Origin of the sequence: Pseudomonas sp. SJZ103 (genome assembly GCF_007828335.1) — a bacterium.
GTDB lineage: Bacteria > Pseudomonadota > Gammaproteobacteria > Pseudomonadales > Pseudomonadaceae > Aquipseudomonas.
In genome coordinates, this window is the sequence record NZ_VIUN01000003.1 from 149,351 (window position 1) to 170,408 (window position 21,058).

Consider the following 21,058-nt stretch of genomic DNA (forward strand, 5'->3'; position numbering starts at 1 on the left):
ATCGGAAAATAGATAGCTTATGGCCGCCACACCCCCAAGGATAGACGGCAATTGCAAGGACTCAGCTCAATATGGAGACCGTTCCCAAGTATTTCAAGGCGCGTGACAGATTGTCGCTGTCCAGGCTGTCCAACCAGTGCAAATCGCTCCAGCTGCGCAGCCAGGTGAACTGGCGCTTCGCCAATTGGCGCGTGGCAATGATGCCGCGCTCCTGCATTTCAGCTGACGTCAGCTTGCCATCCAGATGATCCCAGACTTGGCGGTAGCCTACAGCACGTATCGAAGGTAACCCTGGATGCAGGTCACCTCTTGAACGCAGTGCTACGACCTCGTCCACAAACCCCTGTTCCAACATAATTGTGAATCTTTGTGCAATTCGTTCATGCAGCACCTGGCGATTTGCCGGAGCGATGGCCAGATTCGCCACAGTATAGGGCAATTGTGACTGTCCAGATGCGCCTGCGTCAGCACTTTGCGCAGTTTGTTTCAGCCTCAGTTCAGTCATGGTCTGTCCGCTGACCCGCCAGACTTCCAGGGCGCGACTGAGGCGTTGGGGATCATTGGGGTGAATGCGCGCGGCAGATACCGGGTCAACCACTGCCAATTGGTCGTGCAGGGCTTGCCAGCCAAGGCGCGCAGCCTCTTCTTCAAGCTCGGCGCGCACCTGGGCATCGGCGGGCGGCATGTCGGCCAGCCCTTCCTGCAAGGCCTTGTAGTAGAGCATCGTGCCGCCCACCAGCAACGGGATGTTGCCCCGCGCAGTGATCTCTGCCATGGCGGCCAGGGCGTCAGTGCGGAAATCCGCTGCGGAATAGCTCTCGGCCGGGTCGATAATGTCGATCAACCGGTGCGGATACTGCGCCAGCAGCTCTTTTGAGGGCTTGGCGGTACCGATGTCCATGTCCCGGTAAACCAGGGCAGAATCGACACTGATCAGTTCGCACGGCAGCACCTTGGTGAGCTCGATGGCCAGGTCGGTCTTGCCGGCGGCCGTGGGGCCCATCAGGAAGATCGCGGGGGGCAAGGCGCTCATCAACGGCCGCGCAAAAACAGTTTGTCCAGATCGTCCAGGCCCATCTGGGTCCAGGTCGGACGGCCATGGTTGCACTGACCGCTGCGTTCGGTGTTTTCCATGTCGCGCAGCAGGCCGTTCATTTCCGGCAAGGCCAGGCGGCGATTGGCGCGGATGGCGCCGTGGCAGGCCATGGTACCGAGCAGTTCATTGATGTGTGCCTGGATACGGTCGCTGGTGCCGTACTCCATCAGGTCAGCCAACACATCGGCGACCAGCCGGTTGGCCTCGGCCTGCTTGAGCAGTGCGGGAATCTGGCGAATGGCCAGGGTTTCCGGACCCAGGCGCTGCAACTCGAAGCCCAGTTTTTGAAACACAGCGTGATGCTCTTCGGCGCAATCGGCCTCACGCTGGCTGACGGCCAGGGATTCGGGCACCAGCAACGGCTGGCCACTCAGGCCTTCGCTGGCCATAGCGATCTTCAGGCGCTCGTACATGATCCGCTCGTGAGCGGCGTGCATGTCCACCAGCACCAGGCCATGGGCATTTTCCGCGAGGATGTAGATGCCCTTGAGCTGCGCCAACGCGTAGCCCAGCGGTGGAATATCACCGCCACCTTCCGGCAAGGCCACTGCGCCCGGCTCGGCCCCTGGCAACGGCGCAAAAAACTCACGATAGGCAGCCTGCGCTTCGGCGACCGGCACAGCCGATTGCGGACGCGGTGTGTATTGGTACTGATAACCCGCTCCCGAGCCAGAGCCCGGCGCTGTGTAGCTCGGCTGGGGTTGCGGCGATTGCAGCAGGTTTGCCGCCAGGCTCATTTCGCCTTGAGGGCCAAACTCGCCCGCTTCGGGGCCGCTCGGACGCACCACCGCCGTCACGATGGGCGCAGACAACTGGTCATCCGGGCGCACATCGCCCAGGGCACGGTGCAAGGTGCCATAGAGGAAGTCATGCACCATGCGCCCGTCACGGAAGCGCACTTCGTGTTTGGTCGGGTGCACGTTGACGTCGACCACCGAAGGGTCGACCTCGAAAAACAGCACAAAGGTCGGATGCCGCCCGTTGAACAGCACATCGCGATAAGCCTGGCGCACTGCGTGGGCCACCAGTTTGTCGCGTACCGCCCGGCCATTCACAAAGAAATACTGCAAGTCCGCCTGGCTGCGGGAGAAGGTCGGCAAGCCCACCCAACCCCACAGGCGCAGGCCATTGCGTTCGATCTCAATCGGCAGCGCCTGTTCCAGGAAACCCGCTCCGCAGATGGCCGACACTCGGCGAGCGCGCGCGGCGTCGTCGTGGGCTTCGTGCAGGCTGAGGATGGTCTTGCCGTTGTGGCGCAGGTGAAACGCCACATCGAAACGCGCCAGGGCCAGACGTTTGATGACTTCCTGCAGGTGATCGAATTCGGTTTTTTCGGCCTTGAGGAATTTGCGCCGCGCCGGGGTGTTGAAGAACAGGTCGCGCACTTCCACCGAGGTGCCCACAGGGTGCGCAGCCGGCTGGACCCGAGGCGCCATGTCGCGGCCTTCGGTTTCCACCTGCCAGGCCTGCTCGGCATCACGGGTGCGCGACGTCAGGGTCAGGCGCGCCACGGAGCTGATGGAGGCCAATGCCTCACCGCGAAAGCCCAGGCTCATCACGCGCTCAAGGTCTTCCAGGTCGCGAATCTTGCTGGTGGCGTGGCGGGCCAGGGCCAGCGGCAGGTCATCGGAGGAGATACCGCTGCCGTCGTCGCGCACGCGCAACAGCTTGACGCCGCCCTGCTCCACGTCGACATCAATGCGCTTGGCGCCGGAGTCGATGCTGTTCTCCAGCAACTCCTTGATCACCGATGCCGGGCGCTCGACGACCTCGCCCGCCGCAATCTGGTTGGCGAGGCGCGGGCTGAGCAATTCAATGCGCGACCCGCTGTTCAAGGTTGATTCGCTCATTACTGTGCCGCCAATTCAGTGCCAGGGATGGTCAACACCTGGCCGACCTTCAACTCATCGGTCTTCAGGTTGTTGGCGCTGCGCAAGGACGCGGCCGAAACCTGGAACCGCACCGCCAGCATGGCAAGCGTATCGCCCGGTTGCACGCGATGATCACGCGGGCCCTGGGCGATTTTGCCGGAGTCGCGCAACCAGGCAATGTAGGTGCCCGGCGGCGGGTTCTGCTGGAAGAACTGGCGCACACCGGCGCTGATGGAACGCGCCAAGGCCTGCTGGTGCCTGGCACTGGCCAGCTTCGAGGCTTCGTTGACGTTGGAGATAAACCCGGTTTCCACCAGGATCGATGGGATGTCCGGCGACTTCAACACCATGAACCCGGCTTGTTCCACGCGCTGCTTGTGCAACGAGGTCACGCGGCCGATGTTGCTCAACACCTTCTGGCCGACGTTCAAGCTGGAGGTCAGCGAAGCCGTCATCGACAGATCAAGCAGTACACCGGCGAGCATCTTGTCCTTGTCATCGAGGGACACGTTGCCAGCCCCGCCGATCAAGTCGGAACGGTTTTCGCTGTCGGCCAGCCAGCGGGCGGTCTCGGACGTGGCGCCGCGATCCGACAGGGCAAACACCGAAGCACCGAAGGCGGCGGCCGAAGGTGCGGCGTCGGCATGGATCGAGACAAACAGGTCGGCGCCCTTCTTACGGGCGATTTCGGTACGACCGCGCAACGGAATGAAGTAGTCGCCGGTACGGGTCAGTTCGGCGCGGTAGCCTTTCATGCCGTTGACCTGGCGCTGCAGTTCACGGGCGATGGCCAGCACCACGTCTTTCTCATGCTGGCCGCGCGAACCAGAGGCGCCCGGGTCTTCGCCGCCGTGGCCGGCATCGATCACCACGATGATGTCACGCTTGCCGGCCGGGGCTGGCGGCGGCGGTGGCAGCTTGACCTGGGGTTGGGACGGGTTGACCGGTACTGCCGGCACTGTTGCCACGGCTGGAGTTGGCGCAGGCGGCGGCGCGGCATCGGCGGCGTTGTCGAACAGATCGACTACCAGCCGGTTGCCGTATTGGGCGTTTGGCGCCAGGGAGAAGCTTTTCGGGGTCACGACCTTTTTCAGGTCGATGACTACCCGCAGGTCAGTCGGCGTGCGCTGCGCCGAGCGCATGGCGGTAATCGGCGTATTGGCGGTGGACACGTTCAACGGCGCGGCCAGGGTCGCACCGTTGATGTCGATCACCAGCCGATCAGGCGCCGTTAGGGTAAAGACACTGTGCTGGACCGGGCCAGACAGGTCGAACACCAGTCGCGTGTTATCCGGCGCTCGCCACAGGCGAACACTCTTCACCTGTGAAGCAGCCAGAGCATTGACAGTCATTGCCGCAAGCAACACCCCTACGACAGCAACCAACGCGCGAAAGCGCATACCTAACCCCACCAATTATTTGAATTCCAAAGCCAGAGCAGCGCACCACGACTCACCGCGCGCACTCTGGGGCAACAACTTCAGCTGACGTCCGTGATCATGCGGCGTAATGGTAATGGTCAGGTCCGGCTTTGGCAAAAAGCCTGTGCCTTTATCTGGCCACTCAATCAGGCACAGCGCGTCCTCATCGAAGTAATCACGGATGCCCATGAACTCGAGTTCTTCGGGATCCACCAGGCGATAGAGGTCGAAGTGGAAAGCCCGCACTGCGCCGATCTCGTAGGGTTCAACCAGAGTGAACGTGGGACTTTTTACCGCCCCCGTGTGGCCCAACCCGCGAATGATGCCCCTGGACAGTGTGGTCTTGCCTGCCCCCAAGTCGCCTTCAAGAAAAATCAGCCCTGACCCGGCCGTGACCTGCGCAATACGCTGACCTAACGCCACCATGGCCTCTTCATCGGCCAGGAAAAGGATTACTTCAGACACGGCGACTGTTCCTCCAGCAATTGACGAATGGCGGGTATCAGGTCGCTGGCGGCCAGCCCGCGACCAAAGCTGCCCTGGCGATCCCCTGCCGTGGCGTGCAACCAGACGGCCAGGCAGCTTGCTTCATAGGCCGGCATGCCCTGGGCCAGCAGCGCACCCACCAGGCCGGCCAAAACATCACCGAGGCCCGCCGTCGCCATCGCCGGATGGCCTTGATCGCAGCGCGAAACGCGCCCGTCCGGACTGGCAATCAAACTGCCAGCACCCTTGAGGATGGCCACTGCCTTGAATTTCTGGCTCAACGCGCGCGCCACCTTAAGACGGTCGGCCTGAACCTCGGCTGTCGAAATCCCCAGCAATCGCGCCGCCTCCCCCGGATGCGGGGTGATCACGCAATGGGCTGGCAAGCTCACGCTGCCAGTCGCCAGTTGATTGAGTGCATCGGCGTCCCAGACCTGCGGCTGCCGTGCATTGGCTGCGACAGACAACAGGCTTTTACCCCAGGCGGCTTCGCCCAGGCCGGGGCCAATGACGATCACCGAGATTTTTTCCAGCAAGCCCATCAACTGGTTGGCCGAACTCACGCCGACGGTCATGACTTCCGGCAAACGGGCCAGCGCGGCCGGCACATGCTCAAGGCGAGTGGCCAGGGACACCCTGCCCGCACCACTGCGCAAGGCGCTTTCGGCGCCGAGCAGCGCGGCGCCGCCAAAGCCCCGGTCGCCGCCAATCATCAGCAGGTGACCGAACTGGCCTTTATGGGCGTCCGGTGAACGCGCAGCCAGTTGCGGCAAATGGCCATGCAACAAAGGCTGAACGTCGGTTATTTCGTGTTTTGTCTGCGGCATGCGTCTTCAAGCTCCGATGTCTGGCAGAATTATACGCATCTAACCTGTGGTTTCCCGTGTCTCATGCCCGCTATTACCTCCGATCTGCCCGCCCTCGCCCAATCGATCAAAGACTGGGGGCGCGAGCTGGGCTTTCAACAAGTCGGCATCAGCGGCCTTGACCTGGCTGAGCATGAACACCATCTGCAACGCTGGCTCGACGCGGGCTACCACGGCGAGATGGACTACATGGGCGCCCATGGCAGCAAACGCTCGCACCCGGACGAACTGGTGCCGGGCACCCTGCGCGTGGTGTCGCTGCGCATGGACTACCTGCCCGGCGATACCCAGATGGCGCAACTGCTGGCAAAACCGGAAAAGGCTTACATCTCGCGCTACGCCCTGGGCCGCGACTACCACAAGCTGATCCGCAAACGCGTGCAACAGTTGGCCGACCGTATCCAGGCGCAGATCGGGCCTTTCGGCTTTCGTGCCTTTGTCGACAGCGCGCCCGTGCTGGAAAAAGCCATTGCCGAACAAGCCGGTCTTGGCTGGATCGGTAAAAACACCCTGGTGCTCAATCGCAAGGCCGGCAGTTATTTCTTCCTGAGCGAGCTATTTGTGGATTTGCCGCTACCGGTCGATCCACCGCACAGTACCGAACACTGCGGCCGCTGCACCGCCTGCCTGGATATCTGCCCCACCAATGCGTTTGTCGGCCCCTATGTGCTGGACGCCCGGCGCTGCATTTCCTACCTGACCATCGAACTCAAGAGCGCAATCCCTGAAGACCTGCGCCCGCTGATCGGCAACCGGGTATTCGGCTGCGATGACTGTCAGATCGTTTGTCCGTGGAATCGTTTCGCGCGACCTACCGCCGAAAGCGATTTCAAGCCACGGCACAACCTGGATAACGCAGAACTGGCGGAGCTGTTCCTGTGGGATGAGGATAAATTCCTCAGCAGTACCGAAGGTTCACCTTTGCGCCGTGCCGGTTATGAACGCTGGCTGCGCAACCTGGCGGTGGGCCTGGGCAACGCGCCGTCGAGCATCCCGGTACTGGAAGCCTTGAAGGCGCGTCGGGATTATCCGTCGGAGCTGGTGCGCGAGCATGTGGAATGGGCGCTGAACCAGCACGCGGCGCGCTAGTGCACGTCGTCGTTGTAGACGAACTTGGGCATTTCCCAGTGAAATCGAATCGCCAGCAGGCGCAATAGAAAGCCGCTGAACAGCGTCAGTAGAATTGCCTGCTCGCTGGGCAGTTCCAGGTAGAGGCACAGCAGGTAGAACCAGGCGGCGAGGAATGACACGCTGGCGTACAGTTCACGGCGGAAGATCAGCGGAATGTCGTTGCAGAAAATATCCCGCAGAATGCCGCCGAAGACGCCGGTGATCACCCCGCTGACCGAGGCCACCAGCATGCCGTGGCCCATTTCCAGGGCGGTCATGCAGCCGATCAGCGTGAACGCGACCAGGCCCACGGCATCCAGCGCGAGGAACAGCGAGCGCAGGTGACGCATCAACGGTGCGATAAAGATCGTCACCAGCGCCGCGACGGAGGTCAGCACCAGGTATTCCGGATGCTTGACCCACGTCAACGGGTAATGCCCCAACAGCACATCGCGCACCGAGCCGCCGCCCAGCGCCGTCACGCAGGCGATCAGCACCACACCAAACCAGTCCATGCCGCGCCGGCCGGCGGACAAGGCGCCGGTCATGGCTTCGGCGGTGATGGCGATGAGGTAGAGCATCAGCAGCATGATGGCGATCCTTGCAAAGAGGCCGGCAGTCTAATCATTTGCTGATGGCACCAAAAGGGGGCGCCTGGCGATAAATCGAGTTGCCTGCCATCGGGAGCAAGCCCCCTCCCACACTTGGACCTGGGAATACATTCAAGTGTGAGAGCTGGCTTGCCTGCGAAGGCGCCCGGTCAGCAGCCTGCGTTTCAAGCCTTGATGAAATGCTTGCGGTAGTGCTGCAGCTCGGCGATCGACTCGCGAATATCATCCAGCGCCAGATGGGTGCTGCCTTTATGGAAGCTGTCTTTGACTTCCGGCGCCCAGCGCGCGGCCAGCTCCTTGAGGGTGGACACGTCCAGGTTGCGGTAGTGGAAGTAGCTTTCCAGCGCCTTCATGTGGGTATAAAGGAAGCGGCGGTCCTGGCAGATGCTGTTGCCACAGATCGGCGACTTGCCCTTCGGCACCCACTTTTCCAGAAAGGCAATGGTTTCGGCTTCGGCTTCGGCCATGCTGATGCGGCTGTCACGCACACGCTGGGTCAGGCCGGAGTTGCCGTGGGTGCGGGTGTTCCACTCGTCCATGGTGGCGAGCACGGCATCGCTGTGGTGGATGGCGATCACCGGACCTTCGGCCAAGGTATTGAGATTACTGTCGGTGACAATGGTCGCCATCTCGATGATGACGTCGGTGTCAGGGTTCAGACCGGTCATTTCCAGATCGATCCAAATCAGGTTCTGTGGGTTTTGCATGGCTTGATTCTCTTGGCACCTTGGCGTAGCTGCGCAGTTTAGCAGGCGGGGCCGTGCTAGACTCGCGACCGTTTTACCTAACCTTTGCATTATCGACACGGAACACCAATGGCCAAACGCCAGCTCAATCGTCGCCAAAACTGGCGCATCGAAAAGATTCAAGGTGAACGCGCTGCACGCGCCGCCAAACGTGAATCCTCCGCCGTGGACGCGCTCGAGGGCGGCGACCTGGGCCCCGAACAGACGGGCCTGGTGATCGCGCACTTTGGTGTACAGGTCGAAGTCGAGGCGCTGGAAGGCGAACTCGCGGGCCAGGTGTTCCGCTGCCACTTGCGTGCCAACCTGCCTGCGCTGGTCACCGGCGACAAGGTGGTCTGGCGTGCCGGCAACCAAGGCATCGGCGTGATCGTCGCCCAGCTGCCGCGCACCACCGAACTGCGCCGCCCCGACAGCCGCGGCCAGCTCAAGCCGGTAGCGGCCAACGTCGACATGATCGTGATCGTGTTCGCACCGCTGCCCGAGCCCCATGCCAACCTGATCGACCGCTACCTGGTGGCGGCCGAGCATGCCGGCATTCGCCCGCTGTTGCTGCTGAACAAATTCGACCTGATCGACGAGCAGAATGCCCCCGCGCTCAACGCGCTGCTGGCGGTCTACCGCACCTTGGGCTACCCGGTGCTGGAAGTCTCGGCCCACCACGGCAACGGCATGGAACAGCTGCAACAGCAGTTGGACGGGCGTATCAGCGTATTTGTCGGCCAGTCGGGCGTGGGCAAATCCTCGCTGGTCAACAGCCTGCTGCCGGAAGTCGATACCCGCGTGGGGCCGCTGTCGGAGCTGTCCGGCCAGGGCACCCACACCACCACCACGGCGCGGCTGTTCCACTTCCCGGGCGGCGGTGAGTTGATCGACTCCCCGGGTATCCGTGAATTCGGCCTCGGCCACGTCAGCCGCAGCGACGTGGAAGCGGGCTTTATCGAATTCAACGACCTGATCGGCACCTGCCGCTTCCGCGATTGCAAACACGATCGCGAGCCGGGCTGCGCCCTGCTCAAGGCGCTGGAAGATGGCCGCGTGCAGCAGCAGCGCATGAACAGCTATCGGTCGATTATTGCGAGCTTGCCGGAAAGTAGTTACTAAACTTGCGAAACAATAAGGCCGCGATCATCGCGGCCTTATTGTAGGTGACTTAGGAACCCGTCCCAGGCACCGTAGGGTCTTTCACCCCACCCTCATCAAACAGGTTCAGCTTCTGCCGCAGCTCATGGGCCGGCAATGGCTCCTGGCCGGGCGGAATGGTGTTTGGGTCGGCCGGCACCTCACCTGGCGCACCCGCTCCCGGAGTTGGGACCGGTGGTGGCGCGGGCTGATCACCTTCAATCGCACGCTGAGCCTTCTTGGTCAGCACAACGATATCGATGCGACGGTTGATCGGGTTGAACGGATCCTTCGCATCAAACAGTTGCGAGGACGCAAAACCCACCACCCGCGCCACTTGCGGGTCCGGATAGCTGCCGGCCACCAGCGCACGACGCGCCGCGTTGGCGCGGTTGGCGGAAAGCTCCCAGTTGCCAAAGTCACCCTGGCCCGAGTAAGGCTTGGCATCGGTGTGGCCGCTGATGCTGATCTTGTTCGGCACCGCCTTGATGGTGTCGGCCATGGCCAACAAGATGTCCTCAAAGTACGGTTTCAAGCGTGCGCTGCCAGAGTCGAACATCGGCCGGTTGGCGGCGTCGGTGATCTGGATGCGCAAGCCATCCGGAGTGATCTCGAACGAAATCTGATCCTTGAACTTCAGCAGTTGCGGGTTTTCCTCGACCTTGTTCTGCAACTCTTGCAGCAACAGTTCAAGGCGTTCGTGCTCGACCTGCTCGGCCATGGCTTCGACGGTATCGCGCTCGATCGGGATTTTTTCCTGCGGCGCTTCGGTTTTGACTTCCGGGTTGATGGTGCGCTCAGGCGCCAGTTGCGGCGAGCCGCCCAGGTCGATCACGAACGGCGTACCGCTTTCCGAGAAGCCAATCGGGTCTTTGAAGTAGCCGGCGATGGCGATCTTCTGTTCGGGCGTGGCCGTGGACATCAGCCACAGCACCAGGAAGAACGCCATCATCGCCGTGGCAAAGTCGGCGAAGGCGATTTTCCAGGCACCGCCATGGTGCCCCGCAGCGAAGCGCTTGACGCGCTTGATGATTATCGGCTGGTTGTTTTCCATGGCTTAGCGACCGCGAACCGCTTGTTCCAGCTCGGCGAAGCTTGGGCGATGCTTCGGGTACAGGACCTTGCGACCGAACTCCACCGCCAACGATGGCGGCATGCCGGAAGCGGATGCCACCAGGCTGGCCTTGATCGATTCGTACAGGTTGATTTCTTCCTTGGCGTCATGGGCCAGGGAGGTCGCCAGCGGGCCGAAGAAGCCGTAAGCCGCGAGAATACCGAAGAAGGTCCCCACCAGCGCCGCACCTACGTGCATGCCGATAGCCGCCTGATCACCTTCGCCCAGGGAGGCCATGGTCACCACGATACCCAGTACCGCCGCGACGATACCGAAGCCGGGCATGCCGTCGGCGATACCGGTGACTGCATGGGAGGGATGCTCCAGCTCTTCCTTGAGGCTGAACAATTCCATGTCGAACAGGCCTTCCAGCTCATGGGGGGCCATGTTGCCGGAAGACATGATGCGCAGGTAATCGCAGATGTAGGCGGTCATGCGTTCATCCTTGAGCACGGCCGGGTACTTGGCGAAAATCGGGCTGGCCGCAGCGTCTTCGATATCGGCCTCGATGGCCATCATGCCTTCGCGGCGGCTCTTGTTGAGGATCTCGTAAACCAGGCCCAACACTTCCAGGTAGAAGGTGTGGGTGAAACGCGAACCGAACATTGCCAGCGACTTCTTGACCACGTGCATGGTCATGTAGCCGGGGTTCGCCTGCAGAAAGGCACCCAGTGCCGCACCACCAATAATCAGCACCTCGAAAGGCTGGATCAGTGCCGCAATTTTACCGTGGGACAGGACGTAGCCGCCGAGCACGCTCGCGAAGACGACGATAATGCCGATAATTTTAGCCATAGGAGATGAGTACTTGCGCCGTCGGGTTCATGGACATATTTGGGGGAACTGAAAAACTCTTGTTCCTCTTATCGGCAAAACTGCGCCAGACTATAGCCCGTTAAGGCGAAAAGCCAGTTCGGCCCGCTCCGGGTGTGTTGACCGCAAGTGATGATCGCGCCCCAATCATGGCTAATGAAACGACAGTCCCAACTGCAAAACCTACTTCTCTAGCCGCTTGGATCAAGCGCCTGGACGAGGTGCTGCTGCCTGTTCCACAGGCCAGCCATGACCGCGTATGCAAAGCCATCCGCGATAGCCGCAGTTCGTTGCGAGATATTGCCGAGCTGATGCAAAACAGCCCGGCCCTCGTACTCAGCGTCATGCGCGAGGCCAACAGCCACACCCATGGCAGCCTGACAGCGCCGGCGGAAAACCTCGAAGTGGCGCTTAACCGTCTGGGCCTCAAACGCGCCGAGGAACTGCTGGCACGCCTGCCGTCGGTGCCGGCCCATGAAATTCCCGTAGCGCTGCGCCAGTTGTTGCTGGTCAGCCAGCACGCCTCGCAACAAGCCAATGGATTGTTCGGCAGCCGCCTGGCGCGGCTGTGGCAGGACATTCATTGGGGCAGCCTGCTGTTTCTTTCACCGCTGTGGCCGATGGCCGTTGCCTACCCCAAGCTTTTGGAGGAGTGGGAACTGCGGGTCATCCACAAGGGCGAGTCGGCACGCAAGGTCGAACAGGCATTGTTCGGCGTGCGCCTGCTGGACCTGTGCCTCGGCCTGACCGAGACCTGGCACCTGCCGATTTGGGTGTCCCAGGGGTATACCCTGCTGCGGACCGAGCAGCGCTTGCTGGTCAAGGCCCTGCATATCGCCCGCGAAGACGCCCCCCTGCGCCACCAGCAATTGCTCGACGCCGAACCCAACCTGCGCCGCTGGCTGAATCAGCCGGCCAATACGGTGCTGCTGGCCAACGGCCTGGCGATGTCGGCCCAGGAATCCTGGACCTGCCCGCACACCGAGCGCTGGCAATACCTCACCGCGCTGTACCTGCAACAGCCCCTGAGCGACGTGCAGCAACAGGTCCACCAGCAAGCGGTCACCAGTGCCCGCGACACCTTGATGCCCGATCTCTGGCACCCGGCGCTGTCGCTGATCTGGCCCTGGCATGTACACAAGATTCATCGCGGCCTGCTGCCCGCACCACCGCCCACCGCCGAAGCCCTGGCCGTCTGGCGCAAGCGTTGTACCGAACTGCTGGTGGAGCCGAGCCGCTTTGCCAACGCCATGCATTTGACTACGTGCGCCAAGGAAGCCCTGGTGGCCAGCGGCATGCAGCGCGTCCTGTTGTTCATGGCCGATCGTGCCCTGAGCACCTTGCGTGTGCATCAGGCCGACGGCCTGCCGAAGGACGCCGCCAACCTGAGCCTGGATGTGGTCAACAGCACGCTGCTGCAGCGCCTGCTGGAAAAGTCCGCCCAGGTGCGCCTCACACCGGAAAACCACGCCCAGTTCTCGGCACTGCTGCCGCCGATCCTGCGCCGCCTGTTCACCGGCGAGCACCTGTTGTTGCGCTCCATGAGCTGCAACGGGCGCGTGGTGATGGTGATGGTCGCCGACCAAGGCGGCGGGCCGTTCTCGGAAACCACCGTGCAGGCCTTCGGTAAAACCGCCCAATGCATCGAGAAAGCCCTGCACAGCTTTACCAACCGCAGCGCTTGATGCTTGCGCTACAATCGCCGTCCTTTATCGCCAACATTTGTGCCCAGGAGACCTCACATGCCTGACTTCTCTGGCTTGCCGCTGGTGATCGAATCCAGTGACCTGCTCGGTCAACTGGATGCCGAACACCTGATTCTGGTGGACCTCACCAGTGCCGCCCGCTACGCCGAAGGGCACATCCCCGGCGCGCATTTCGTTGACCCCAAGCGCACCCAACTGGGCCAGGCGCCGGCACCCGGTCTGCTGCCCGGCAAGGCCGATCTTGAGAAACTGTTCGGCGAACTGGGCCACACGCCTGACGCTACCTACGTGGTCTATGACGACGAAGGCGGTGGCTGGGCCGGGCGTTTTATCTGGATGCTCGACGTGATCGGCCACCAGAAGTACCACTACCTGGACGGCGGCCTGCTGGCGTGGCTGGAGGGCAAGCACCCGCTCTCCACCGACGTGCCCGCCCCGGCCGGCGGCCCGGTCAGTCTCACGCTGCACGACGGCCCCACCGCTACCCGCGAATACCTGCAAAGCCGCCTCGGCGCTGCCGACCTGGGGATCTGGGATGCGCGCGGCCCGCTGGAATATTCCGGCGAGAAGGTGCTTGCGGCCAAAGGTGGTCATATCCCCGGCGCGGTGAACTTCGAATGGACGGCCGGCATGGACAAAGAGCGCAACCTGCGCATCCGCCGTGACATGCCGCAGATTCTCGAAGGCCTCGGGCTGACCAAAGACAAAGAAATCATCACCCACTGCCAGACTCATCACCGCTCTGGCTTCACCTACCTGGTGGCCAAGGCGCTCGGTTATCCGCGAGTCAAAGGTTATGCCGGTTCCTGGGGCGAATGGGGCAACCACCCCGACACCCCCGTCGAGATTTAAGGTTTAAGGACAGTCAATGAAAAAGCAGTTGTTTATCCTCAGCCAGTACCTGCTGCCGCACCACCTGCTGTCGCGGTTGGCCGGCTGCATCGCCGAGTGCCGCGTGCGCTGGTTCAAGAATGCCTTCACCACCTGGTTTGCCAAGCGCTACGAAGTGGACATGTCCCAGGCGCTGGTGGAGGACGTGACCGCTTACGAGCACTTCAACGCCTTCTTCACCCGTGCCCTGAAAGACGGCGCCCGCCCACTGGACCAGACCCCTGGCGCAGTATTGAGCCCAGCCGATGGCGCAGTCAGCCAGCTTGGCCCCATCGAGCACGGTCGTGTGTTCCAGGCCAAAGGCCACAGCTTCAGCGTGCTGGAACTGTTGGGCGGTGATGCCGCGGTCGCTGCGCCGTTCATGGGCGGCGATTTCGCCACCATTTACCTGTCGCCGAAGGACTACCACCGGGTGCATATGCCACTGGCCGGTACCCTGCGTGAGATGGTCTACGTGCCTGGGCGGATTTTCTCGGTAAACCAGACCACCGCCGAAAACGTGCCGGAATTGTTTGCGCGTAACGAGCGTGTTGTCTGCCTGTTCGACACCGAACGCGGCCCGATGGCGGTGGTATTGGTGGGGGCGATGATTGTCGCGTCGATTGAAACCGTATGGGCCGGCCTGGTTACCCCGCCGAAGCGCGAACTGAAAACCTTCCACTATGACGAAGCCGCCCGCGCGCCGATTCACCTGGAGAAGGGTGCGGAGCTGGGTCGCTTCAAGCTGGGCTCCACTGCGATCGTGCTGTTCGGGCCGGATCAGGTGAAGTGGGCTGAGGAACTGGTGGCGGGTTCGCCGGTGCAGATGGGCCAAGGCATCGCTTTACCTAAAGCCTGACGCCGAACCCAATGTGGGAGGGGGCTTGCTCCCGATAGCGGGGTATCAGTCAACACATCAGTGACTGAACCACTGCCATCGGGGGCAAACCCCCTCCCACATTTAGTCAGTTACAGCTGACCGTCGCGGTCGCGAAAGCCCAGCAGATACAGCACGCCATCCAACCCCAAGGTCGAAATCGCCTGCTTGGCCGATTGCTTGACCAATGGCTTGGCGCGGAACGCCACGCCCAAACCGGCGATTGCCAGCATCGGCAAGTCGTTGGCGCCGTCACCGACCGCAATGGTCTGTTCCAGACGCAAACCTTCCTTGTGGGCCAATTCCTTCAGCAGATCCGCCTTGCGCTGCGCGTCGACAATCGGCTCGACCGCGACGCCGGTCACCTTGCCATCGACCACTTCCAGTTCGTTGGCGAACACATAGTCAATGCCCAGCTTGGCCTGCAACTGCTTGGCGAAGTAGGTGAAGCCGCCCGACAAGATCGCCGTCTTGTAGCCCAGGCGCTTGAGTTCGGCGAACAGGGTTTCGGCGCCTTCGGTCAGGCGCAGCGACGCACCGATGGAGTCCAGCACGCTCACATCCAGGCCCTTGAGCAAGGCCAGGCGTTCCTTGAAGCTGGCGCGGAAATCCAATTCCCCGGCCATGGCGCGCTCGGTGATCGCGGAAACCTGCTCGCCCACGCCGGCCGCCTTGGCCAGTTCGTCGATGACTTCGGCTTCGATCAGCGTGGAGTCCATGTCAAACACCGCCAGGCGACGGTTACGACGGAACAGCGAATCTTCCTGGAAGGCGATATCGACATTCAGTTCCTGGGCCACGCTGAGGAATTCGGCGCGCAGGGCCTGCGGGTCGGCCGGCTCACCACGCACGGAGAACTCGATGCAGCCCTTGCCCTTGTCGGCCGGGGTGTCCAATGGCATGCGACCCGACAAACGGTCGATATGGTCGATATTCAAACCATATTGCGCGGTAATGGAGCTGACGCGCTGCAGTTGTTCGGCGGTGACCTTGCGGGTCAGCAGCGTCACGATATGGCGCTTCTTGCCTTGGCCGGCCACCCACTGCTGGTAATCCTCTTCGGATACCGGGGTGAAACGCACCTGCTGATCGAGCTTGTACGCCGTAAACAGGATGTCCTTGAGCACCGACGAGGCCTGCTCGGTGCTGGGAATTTCCACCAGGATGCCGAACGACAGCGTGTCGTGGATCACCGCCTGGCCGATGTCGAGAATGTTCACACCACCCTGGGCCAGAACGCCGGTAATGGCTGCGGTAAGACCCGGGCGGTCTTCCCCAGTGATGTTAATCAGGACAATTTCGCGCAAGGCGCACCCCCAGGCTGGAAAAAAACCGCATTCTACCCACTTTCAGTGACCATCGGGCACAGCCAGCGCTTTGCCGGTCTTGGGCCTGTCGCTATACTGCGCGTCAACTTCACGGACCAAGAGCCGAGCTCAAGTGAACCGGCCCACGCCAGTAAAAACCGACAACTTCTTCCTGCTGATCTTCCGGGCACTGCGCCACCGCCGTGTACCGATCGCATTACGCATCGCCAGCCATAACGTGATCCTGGTCGCCCTGGCCCTGGTGATCTACGCCTGCGTGATGGGTTTGCAATTCAAGCAGGCCATGCACGAGCAAGCCGACGCCCTGGGCGAGAGCCTGACCACGCAAACCGCCACCTCGGCGACCGAGCTGCTGGTGTCCAACGACATCCTCAGCCTCAACGTGCTGCTCAACAACCTGACCAAGAACCCGCTCGTGGCCCATGCCGCCATCTACAGCGTGGACAACCGCATCATGGCCGAAGCCGGGCAGCGCCCGAAAAACGGCCTGCTGGGCGAAGCCGAAGGCCTGTACCAGAGCAATATCACGTTTCAGGACGTGAAGGCCGGCCAACTGCGTATCAGCCTCGACATGCAGCAGTTCCAGCAGCCGATGACCATCAGCCTGCAAAGCATGGGTATCCTCAGCGCCATCCTGCTGGCGTTGGCCCTGGCCCTGAGCTTGCGCCTGGGCCGGCATATCTCCACGCCGCTCATGCAACTGCGCATCTGGCTGCGGGACATCGACGAACACACCCCGGCTACCGACCGCCAGGATGAAATCGGCGACCTTGCCCGCCAGCTGCACGCCAGCTTCGCCCCGGAACCGGTGGTGCCTGAAGTCGAGCCAGAGCCTGAATACGACGACACCGATTACGACGACGAGCCAGAGTTCGAAGTGCGCAACCTGCGTGACCCTGGCTTCGACGAGCGTCCGCCGGTGGCGGGCCTCAAGCCTGCACCGCGTCATGCCTTCAAGGCCGAAGAAGACGACCTGGACGATGAAGACCCCTTTGCCGACCTGCGTGATACGTCAGCCGACAGCACCGCAATCGCCCCCAAGGCGCCGCCGGTACGCAGCAGCGAGCCGCAGTACAGCGCTGTGCTCGCCGTACAACTGGGTGCCCAGGACCAATTGCGCCGCCTGCCCCGTGCACGCCTGACCGAACTGCTGGAGCGCTACCGTGACTGCCTCGACCAGGCCGCCTCGCTGTACCAGAGCGAACTGCACACCCTGAACGACGGCAGCACGCTGATGCTGTTCCACAGCGAAGACAGCGGCGAAGATTACCTGACCAATGCGATTTGCTGCGGTGAGTTGCTGCGCGCCCTGGGCCATGAATTGCAGATCGAAGTCGCCGACAGCGGCATCACCCTGCAACTGCAACTGGGCCTCACCGTGGGCGATGATCTGTTCGGCATGAGCCAGATCGACCTGCTGTTGACTGAAAACGCCCAGGACGCACTGGCCTTGTCTCAACACAGCCGTAACCTGCTGCTGGTGGAGCGCAAGATCAGTGAAGACACGCTGATCCGCCAGCGCGCGCGTATCCGCCCAATTGCCAGCCCTGAGGGGGCAAGCTGCGTGGAAAGGTTGATGGAGCCGTACCCCTCGATGCTGGAGCGGCAGTTGGCGCGGATGCATGAGACCCGCGCAAAGCCCTGAAGAACATGTGGGAGGGGGGCTTGCCCCCGATTGCGGAGTATCAGTTAGCACATCATTGACTGAACCACCGTTATCGGGGGCAAGCCCCCTCCCACACTTGATCTGCGCCGTGACTTATATCTCCACACACAAGAAGGCCCGCTGAGTCAGCGGGCCTTTTTTGTTGGAGCTTTTTCAGATCAGAACCTGAACACTTCCATATCCGTACGGATCGGCGTAGCCATCGGCATCTTCGGCTTTTGCGGTTCTGCCGGCTTGGCCTGGGCCGGAGCCTGCTTGCGTGGCGCCTCGGCAATCGGCGGCTGGTTGGCCAATGGCTTGAGGGCCACCGACAACTGCTGCGCCAATTGCTGCAGCAGCACGCCCTGGGCCTGAACCTGGGACGCGGTGGTGCCGGCGTGCTCTTCCTGCAGGTGCACGATGCGGTTATCACGCACCTGGCCGCGACGGTCGATCAAGCGCCATTGCGCATCGAGGATCGCCGGTTGCGATTTACCGGAATCAAGCCGGGTAATGGTCAGCAAGACCTGCACATCCGGGCTGAAGCCGGTGGGCGCGGGCGCCAGGACCACACGCTGGCTGTCCAACTGACCGGCCACCTGACGCAACATCAACTGGCTGATGTCAGACGACAAACTGCCTGCCCAACGACCATCGGTGGAACCTTGCAGGCTTCCATCGTTCTGACGTTGCAGCAGGGTTTCGCGTTGCAGGTAGTCGGCCACGACCACCGGCCCGAGCAAAACGGCCATGCCAGCGGTTTGGGCTGGCTGAGCTGGACTTCCGCTGTCCAGCTGGTACAGCGACACAGGCTTGTGTGTGCTGCAACCCGCCAACCCCAAAAGGCCAGCGAGCATCAAAAATAGAGGAACGCGTGGAGCAGTCATCATCCCATCCAGGTGGCTGCCACAAGGCGAACCACAATGTAATACTAAAAATAACCTAAACACGCTCGGCCACGCCGGCGCTGGAAAGGCCATATCATCCGTGAATATGCGCCATGACTCCAGCGCCAAAGCGTCGATCTACGCTTTAAATCGTAGATCGAGGGCTCTAATACGCCTTAAACCGGCGTTTCCACCAGCAAAGCATCCACACGCTGGAAGCCGCGAGGCAATTTATTACCGCGACGACCACGCTCGCCCTTGTAGTGTTCGAGGTCGTCAGGGCGCAATGACAACGTGCGCTTGCCGGCCTGGAGCACCAGGGTGGAACCTTCCGGGATCACGGCGATGTCGGTCACGTACTCTTCGCGACTGGCCACCCGCTCGCCGGGAATACCAATAATCTTGTTGCCCTTGCCCTTGCCCAACTGCGGCAGATCGCTGATCTTGAACACCAGCAAGCGCCCTTCGGTGGTCACCGACGCCAGCCAGTTGCCTTCGCGGTCTTCCACCGGACGCGGCAGGATGACCTTGGCGTTGTTCGGCAGGCTCAACAATGCCTTGCCCGCCTTGTTCTTGGCCTGCAGGTCTTCACCCTTGACCACGAACCCGTAGCCCGCGTCGGAAGCGATCACATACAGCGAATCATCATCCGGCAGCAGCACACATTCAAAATTCGCCCCAGGTGGCGGCGTCAGGCGACCGGTCAACGGCTCGCCCTGCCCCCGCGCTGAGGGCAAGGTATGGGCCGGCACCGAATAACTGCGCCCGGTGGAGTCAATAAACACCGCAAACTGGTTGGAACGCCCGGCTGCGGCAGTCTTGAAGCCATCACCCGCCTTGTACGACAGGCCAGTGGCGTCAATATCATGCCCTTTGGCTGAACGAACCCAACCCTTTTCCGACAGAACGACGGTAATTTTCTCGTTCGGCAGCAGTTCGGTCTCTGTCAGCGCCTTGGCTTCGGCACGCTGCACGATTGGCGAACGGCGGTCGTCACCATAGGTTTCGGCGTCTTTGATCAACTCGGTGCGCACCAGCTTCTTCAGCTTGGCTTCGCTGCCCAGCAGGGCCTGCAGCTTGGCTTGCTCCTTGAGCAGCGCGTCTTGCTCGTCGCGCAGCTTCATTTCTTCCAGGCGTGCCAACTGACGCAAGCGGGTGTCGAGGATGTAGTCGGCCTGGATCTCGCTCAGCTCGAAGCGCGCGATCAGTTCGGCTTTCGGATGCTCGGCGGTACGGATGATGTGGATCACTTCATCCAGGTTGAGGTAGGCAATCAGCAAGCCGTCCAACAGGTGCAGGCGGCGCTCGACCTTGTCGAGGCGGAACTGCAGGCGGCGACGCACGGTTTGTATCCGGAACTCCAGCCACTCGACCAGCAGGTTGCGCAGGTTTTTCAGCTGCGGCTTACCGTCCAGGCCAATGATGTTGACGTTGACCCGGTAGCTGGACTCCAGCTCCGTGCTGGCAAACAGATGCTGCATCAGTACTTCATGGTCGACCCGGCTGTTGGTCGGGATGATCACGATGCGGCATGGGTTTTCGTGGTCGGATTCGTCACGCAAGTCAGCGACCTGGGGCAATTTCGATGGCTTGGCCTGCATCAGCGCAGCAATCTGCTCCAGCACCTTGGCACCGGACACCTGGTGCGGCAGCGCGGTGACGATAATGTCGCCGTCTTCGATGTGATACACGGCACGCATGCGCACCGAGCCCTTGCCGGTCTCGTACATCTTCAGCAGGTCGGCGCGCGGCGTGATGATTTCCGCTTCGGTCGGGTAATCCGGGCCCTGGATATGCTCGCAAAGCTGCTCGACCGTGGCCTTGGGCTCATCCAGCAAGCGCACGCAGGCGGTGGCGACTTCGCGCAGGTTGTGCGGCGGTACGTCGGTGGCCATGCCGACCGCGATACCGGTGGTGCCATTGAGCAGGATATTCGGCAAACGTGCGGGCAACACCAGCGGCTCGTCGAGAGTGCCGTCGAAGTTCGGCCCCCAGTTCGCGGTACCCTGGCCCAGTTCGCTGAGCAACACTTCCGAATAGCGCGACAGGCGCGCCTCGGTGTAACGCATGGCCGCGAAGGACTTGGGATCATCCGGCGCACCCCAGTTGCCCTGGCCATCGACGAGGGTGTAGCGATAGCTGAACGGCTGAGCCATCAGCACCATGGCTTCGTAGCAGGCCGAATCGCCGTGGGGGTGGAATTTACCGAGCACGTCACCGACGGTACGCGCCGACTTCTTGTGCTTGGAGTCGGCGTCCAGGCCCAACTCACTCATGGCGTAGATGATGCGCCGCTGTACGGGCTTGAGGCCGTCGCCGATATGCGGCAAGGCACGGTCCATGATCACGTACATGGAGTAGTTGAGGTAGGCATTTTCGGTGAAGTCAGCCAGCGACCGGCGTTCTACGCCATCTAAGCTGTCTGCGAGGATGTCACTCATGCGGGCCTCATCATTGTTTGGTAAGGCGCAGCGGAAATGCCGCCGCACCGG

General features: G+C 61.9%; 18 protein-coding genes. 6 read left to right on the forward strand and 12 right to left on the reverse strand.

Translation table 11 applies throughout. The features are described from left to right. Positions 1-61: 61 nt before the first annotated feature. The 5 genes from miaA to FBY10_RS08855 are packed head-to-tail and all read right to left on the reverse strand — an operon-like array spanning position 62 to position 5,701. Complete coding sequence (gene miaA, locus FBY10_RS08835) at positions 62-1,033, reverse strand: tRNA (adenosine(37)-N6)-dimethylallyltransferase MiaA (protein ID WP_053139381.1); 972 nt, start codon at positions 1,031-1,033, stop codon at positions 62-64. Then, positions 1,033-2,946 (reverse strand): DNA mismatch repair endonuclease MutL, encoded by a 1,914-nt coding sequence (gene mutL, locus FBY10_RS08840; protein ID WP_131696769.1) that lies wholly within the window; start codon positions 2,944-2,946, stop codon positions 1,033-1,035. Before mutL ends, miaA begins: the two co-directional genes overlap by 1 nt. Continuing rightward, on the reverse strand, positions 2,946-4,367 hold the full coding sequence (locus tag FBY10_RS08845; protein WP_131696770.1) for an N-acetylmuramoyl-L-alanine amidase: 1,422 nt from the start codon (positions 4,365-4,367) through the stop codon (positions 2,946-2,948). Before FBY10_RS08845 ends, mutL begins: the two co-directional genes overlap by 1 nt. A 15-nt stretch (positions 4,368-4,382) precedes the next feature. Next, positions 4,383-4,853: a tRNA (adenosine(37)-N6)-threonylcarbamoyltransferase complex ATPase subunit type 1 TsaE gene (gene tsaE / locus FBY10_RS08850; protein ID WP_131696771.1), complete on the reverse strand. Its 471-nt coding sequence runs from the start codon at positions 4,851-4,853 to the stop codon at positions 4,383-4,385. After that, positions 4,841-5,701, reverse strand: a complete 861-nt coding sequence (locus FBY10_RS08855; protein WP_145336014.1) for an NAD(P)H-hydrate dehydratase — start codon at positions 5,699-5,701, stop codon at positions 4,841-4,843. Before FBY10_RS08855 ends, tsaE begins: the two co-directional genes overlap by 13 nt. Positions 5,702-5,764: 63 nt before the next feature. On the opposite strand from FBY10_RS08855, the gene queG reads away from it, so the two are divergent. After that, complete coding sequence (gene queG / locus FBY10_RS08860; RefSeq protein WP_131696773.1) at positions 5,765-6,829, forward strand: tRNA epoxyqueuosine(34) reductase QueG; 1,065 nt, start codon at positions 5,765-5,767, stop codon at positions 6,827-6,829. On the opposite strand, the gene FBY10_RS08865 is transcribed toward queG, so the two are convergent. Together FBY10_RS08865 and orn are read right to left on the reverse strand one after the other, a co-directional pair. Then, positions 6,826-7,443: a trimeric intracellular cation channel family protein gene (locus FBY10_RS08865; RefSeq protein WP_172681530.1), complete on the reverse strand. Its 618-nt coding sequence runs from the start codon at positions 7,441-7,443 to the stop codon at positions 6,826-6,828. The two genes, queG and FBY10_RS08865, sit on opposite strands and share 4 nt — an antisense overlap. 182 nt (positions 7,444-7,625) lie before the next feature. Further along, positions 7,626-8,168 (reverse strand): oligoribonuclease, encoded by a 543-nt coding sequence (orn, locus tag FBY10_RS08870; protein WP_010213620.1) that lies wholly within the window; start codon positions 8,166-8,168, stop codon positions 7,626-7,628. Between the two features lie 108 nt (positions 8,169-8,276). Here orn and rsgA point away from each other — a divergent pair, with 108 nt between their 5' ends. Continuing rightward, complete coding sequence (gene rsgA / locus FBY10_RS08875) at positions 8,277-9,308, forward strand: small ribosomal subunit biogenesis GTPase RsgA (protein ID WP_053139368.1); 1,032 nt, start codon at positions 8,277-8,279, stop codon at positions 9,306-9,308. Positions 9,309-9,357: 49 nt separating this feature from the next. Here rsgA and motB read toward each other — a convergent pair whose 3' ends face one another. Continuing rightward, on the reverse strand, positions 9,358-10,380 hold the full coding sequence (motB, locus tag FBY10_RS08880; RefSeq protein WP_145336013.1) for a flagellar motor protein MotB: 1,023 nt from the start codon (positions 10,378-10,380) through the stop codon (positions 9,358-9,360). 3 nt (positions 10,381-10,383) lie between these two features. Then, positions 10,384-11,235, reverse strand: a complete 852-nt coding sequence (gene motA / locus FBY10_RS08885) for a flagellar motor stator protein MotA (protein WP_099583685.1) — start codon at positions 11,233-11,235, stop codon at positions 10,384-10,386. Between the two features lie 167 nt (positions 11,236-11,402). Here motA and FBY10_RS08890 point away from each other — a divergent pair, with 167 nt between their 5' ends. The 3 genes from FBY10_RS08890 to asd are packed head-to-tail and all read left to right on the forward strand — an operon-like array spanning position 11,403 to position 14,688. Next, complete coding sequence (locus FBY10_RS08890; RefSeq protein ID WP_145336011.1) at positions 11,403-12,938, forward strand: HDOD domain-containing protein; 1,536 nt, start codon at positions 11,403-11,405, stop codon at positions 12,936-12,938. A gap of 57 nt (positions 12,939-12,995) precedes the next feature. Continuing rightward, a complete protein-coding gene (locus FBY10_RS08895) occupies positions 12,996-13,811 on the forward strand; it encodes a rhodanese-like domain-containing protein (protein WP_131696776.1) in 816 nt (271 codons plus the stop codon). Between the two features lie 16 nt (positions 13,812-13,827). After that, entirely contained in the window at positions 13,828-14,688 is an 861-nt protein-coding gene (gene asd / locus FBY10_RS08900) for an archaetidylserine decarboxylase (RefSeq protein WP_145336009.1), read from the forward strand. Positions 14,689-14,798: 110 nt separating this feature from the next. Here the strand turns inward: asd and serB are convergent, their stop codons facing one another. Then, entirely contained in the window at positions 14,799-16,013 is a 1,215-nt protein-coding gene (serB, locus tag FBY10_RS08905; protein WP_053139356.1) for a phosphoserine phosphatase SerB, read from the reverse strand. A gap of 133 nt (positions 16,014-16,146) precedes the next feature. Between serB and FBY10_RS08910 the strand changes: the two genes are divergently transcribed. Next, on the forward strand, positions 16,147-17,679 hold the full coding sequence (locus FBY10_RS08910) for an AhpA/YtjB family protein (RefSeq protein WP_131696778.1): 1,533 nt from the start codon (positions 16,147-16,149) through the stop codon (positions 17,677-17,679). A gap of 179 nt (positions 17,680-17,858) precedes the next feature. On the opposite strand, the gene FBY10_RS08915 is transcribed toward FBY10_RS08910, so the two are convergent. After that, entirely contained in the window at positions 17,859-18,569 is a 711-nt protein-coding gene (locus tag FBY10_RS08915) for a membrane integrity-associated transporter subunit PqiC (protein ID WP_131696779.1), read from the reverse strand. Positions 18,570-18,742: 173 nt separating this feature from the next. Continuing rightward, positions 18,743-21,007, reverse strand: coding sequence for a DNA topoisomerase IV subunit A (parC, locus tag FBY10_RS08920; protein ID WP_131696780.1), 2,265 nt, complete (start codon positions 21,005-21,007; stop codon positions 18,743-18,745). Positions 21,008-21,058: the final 51 nt, after the last annotated feature.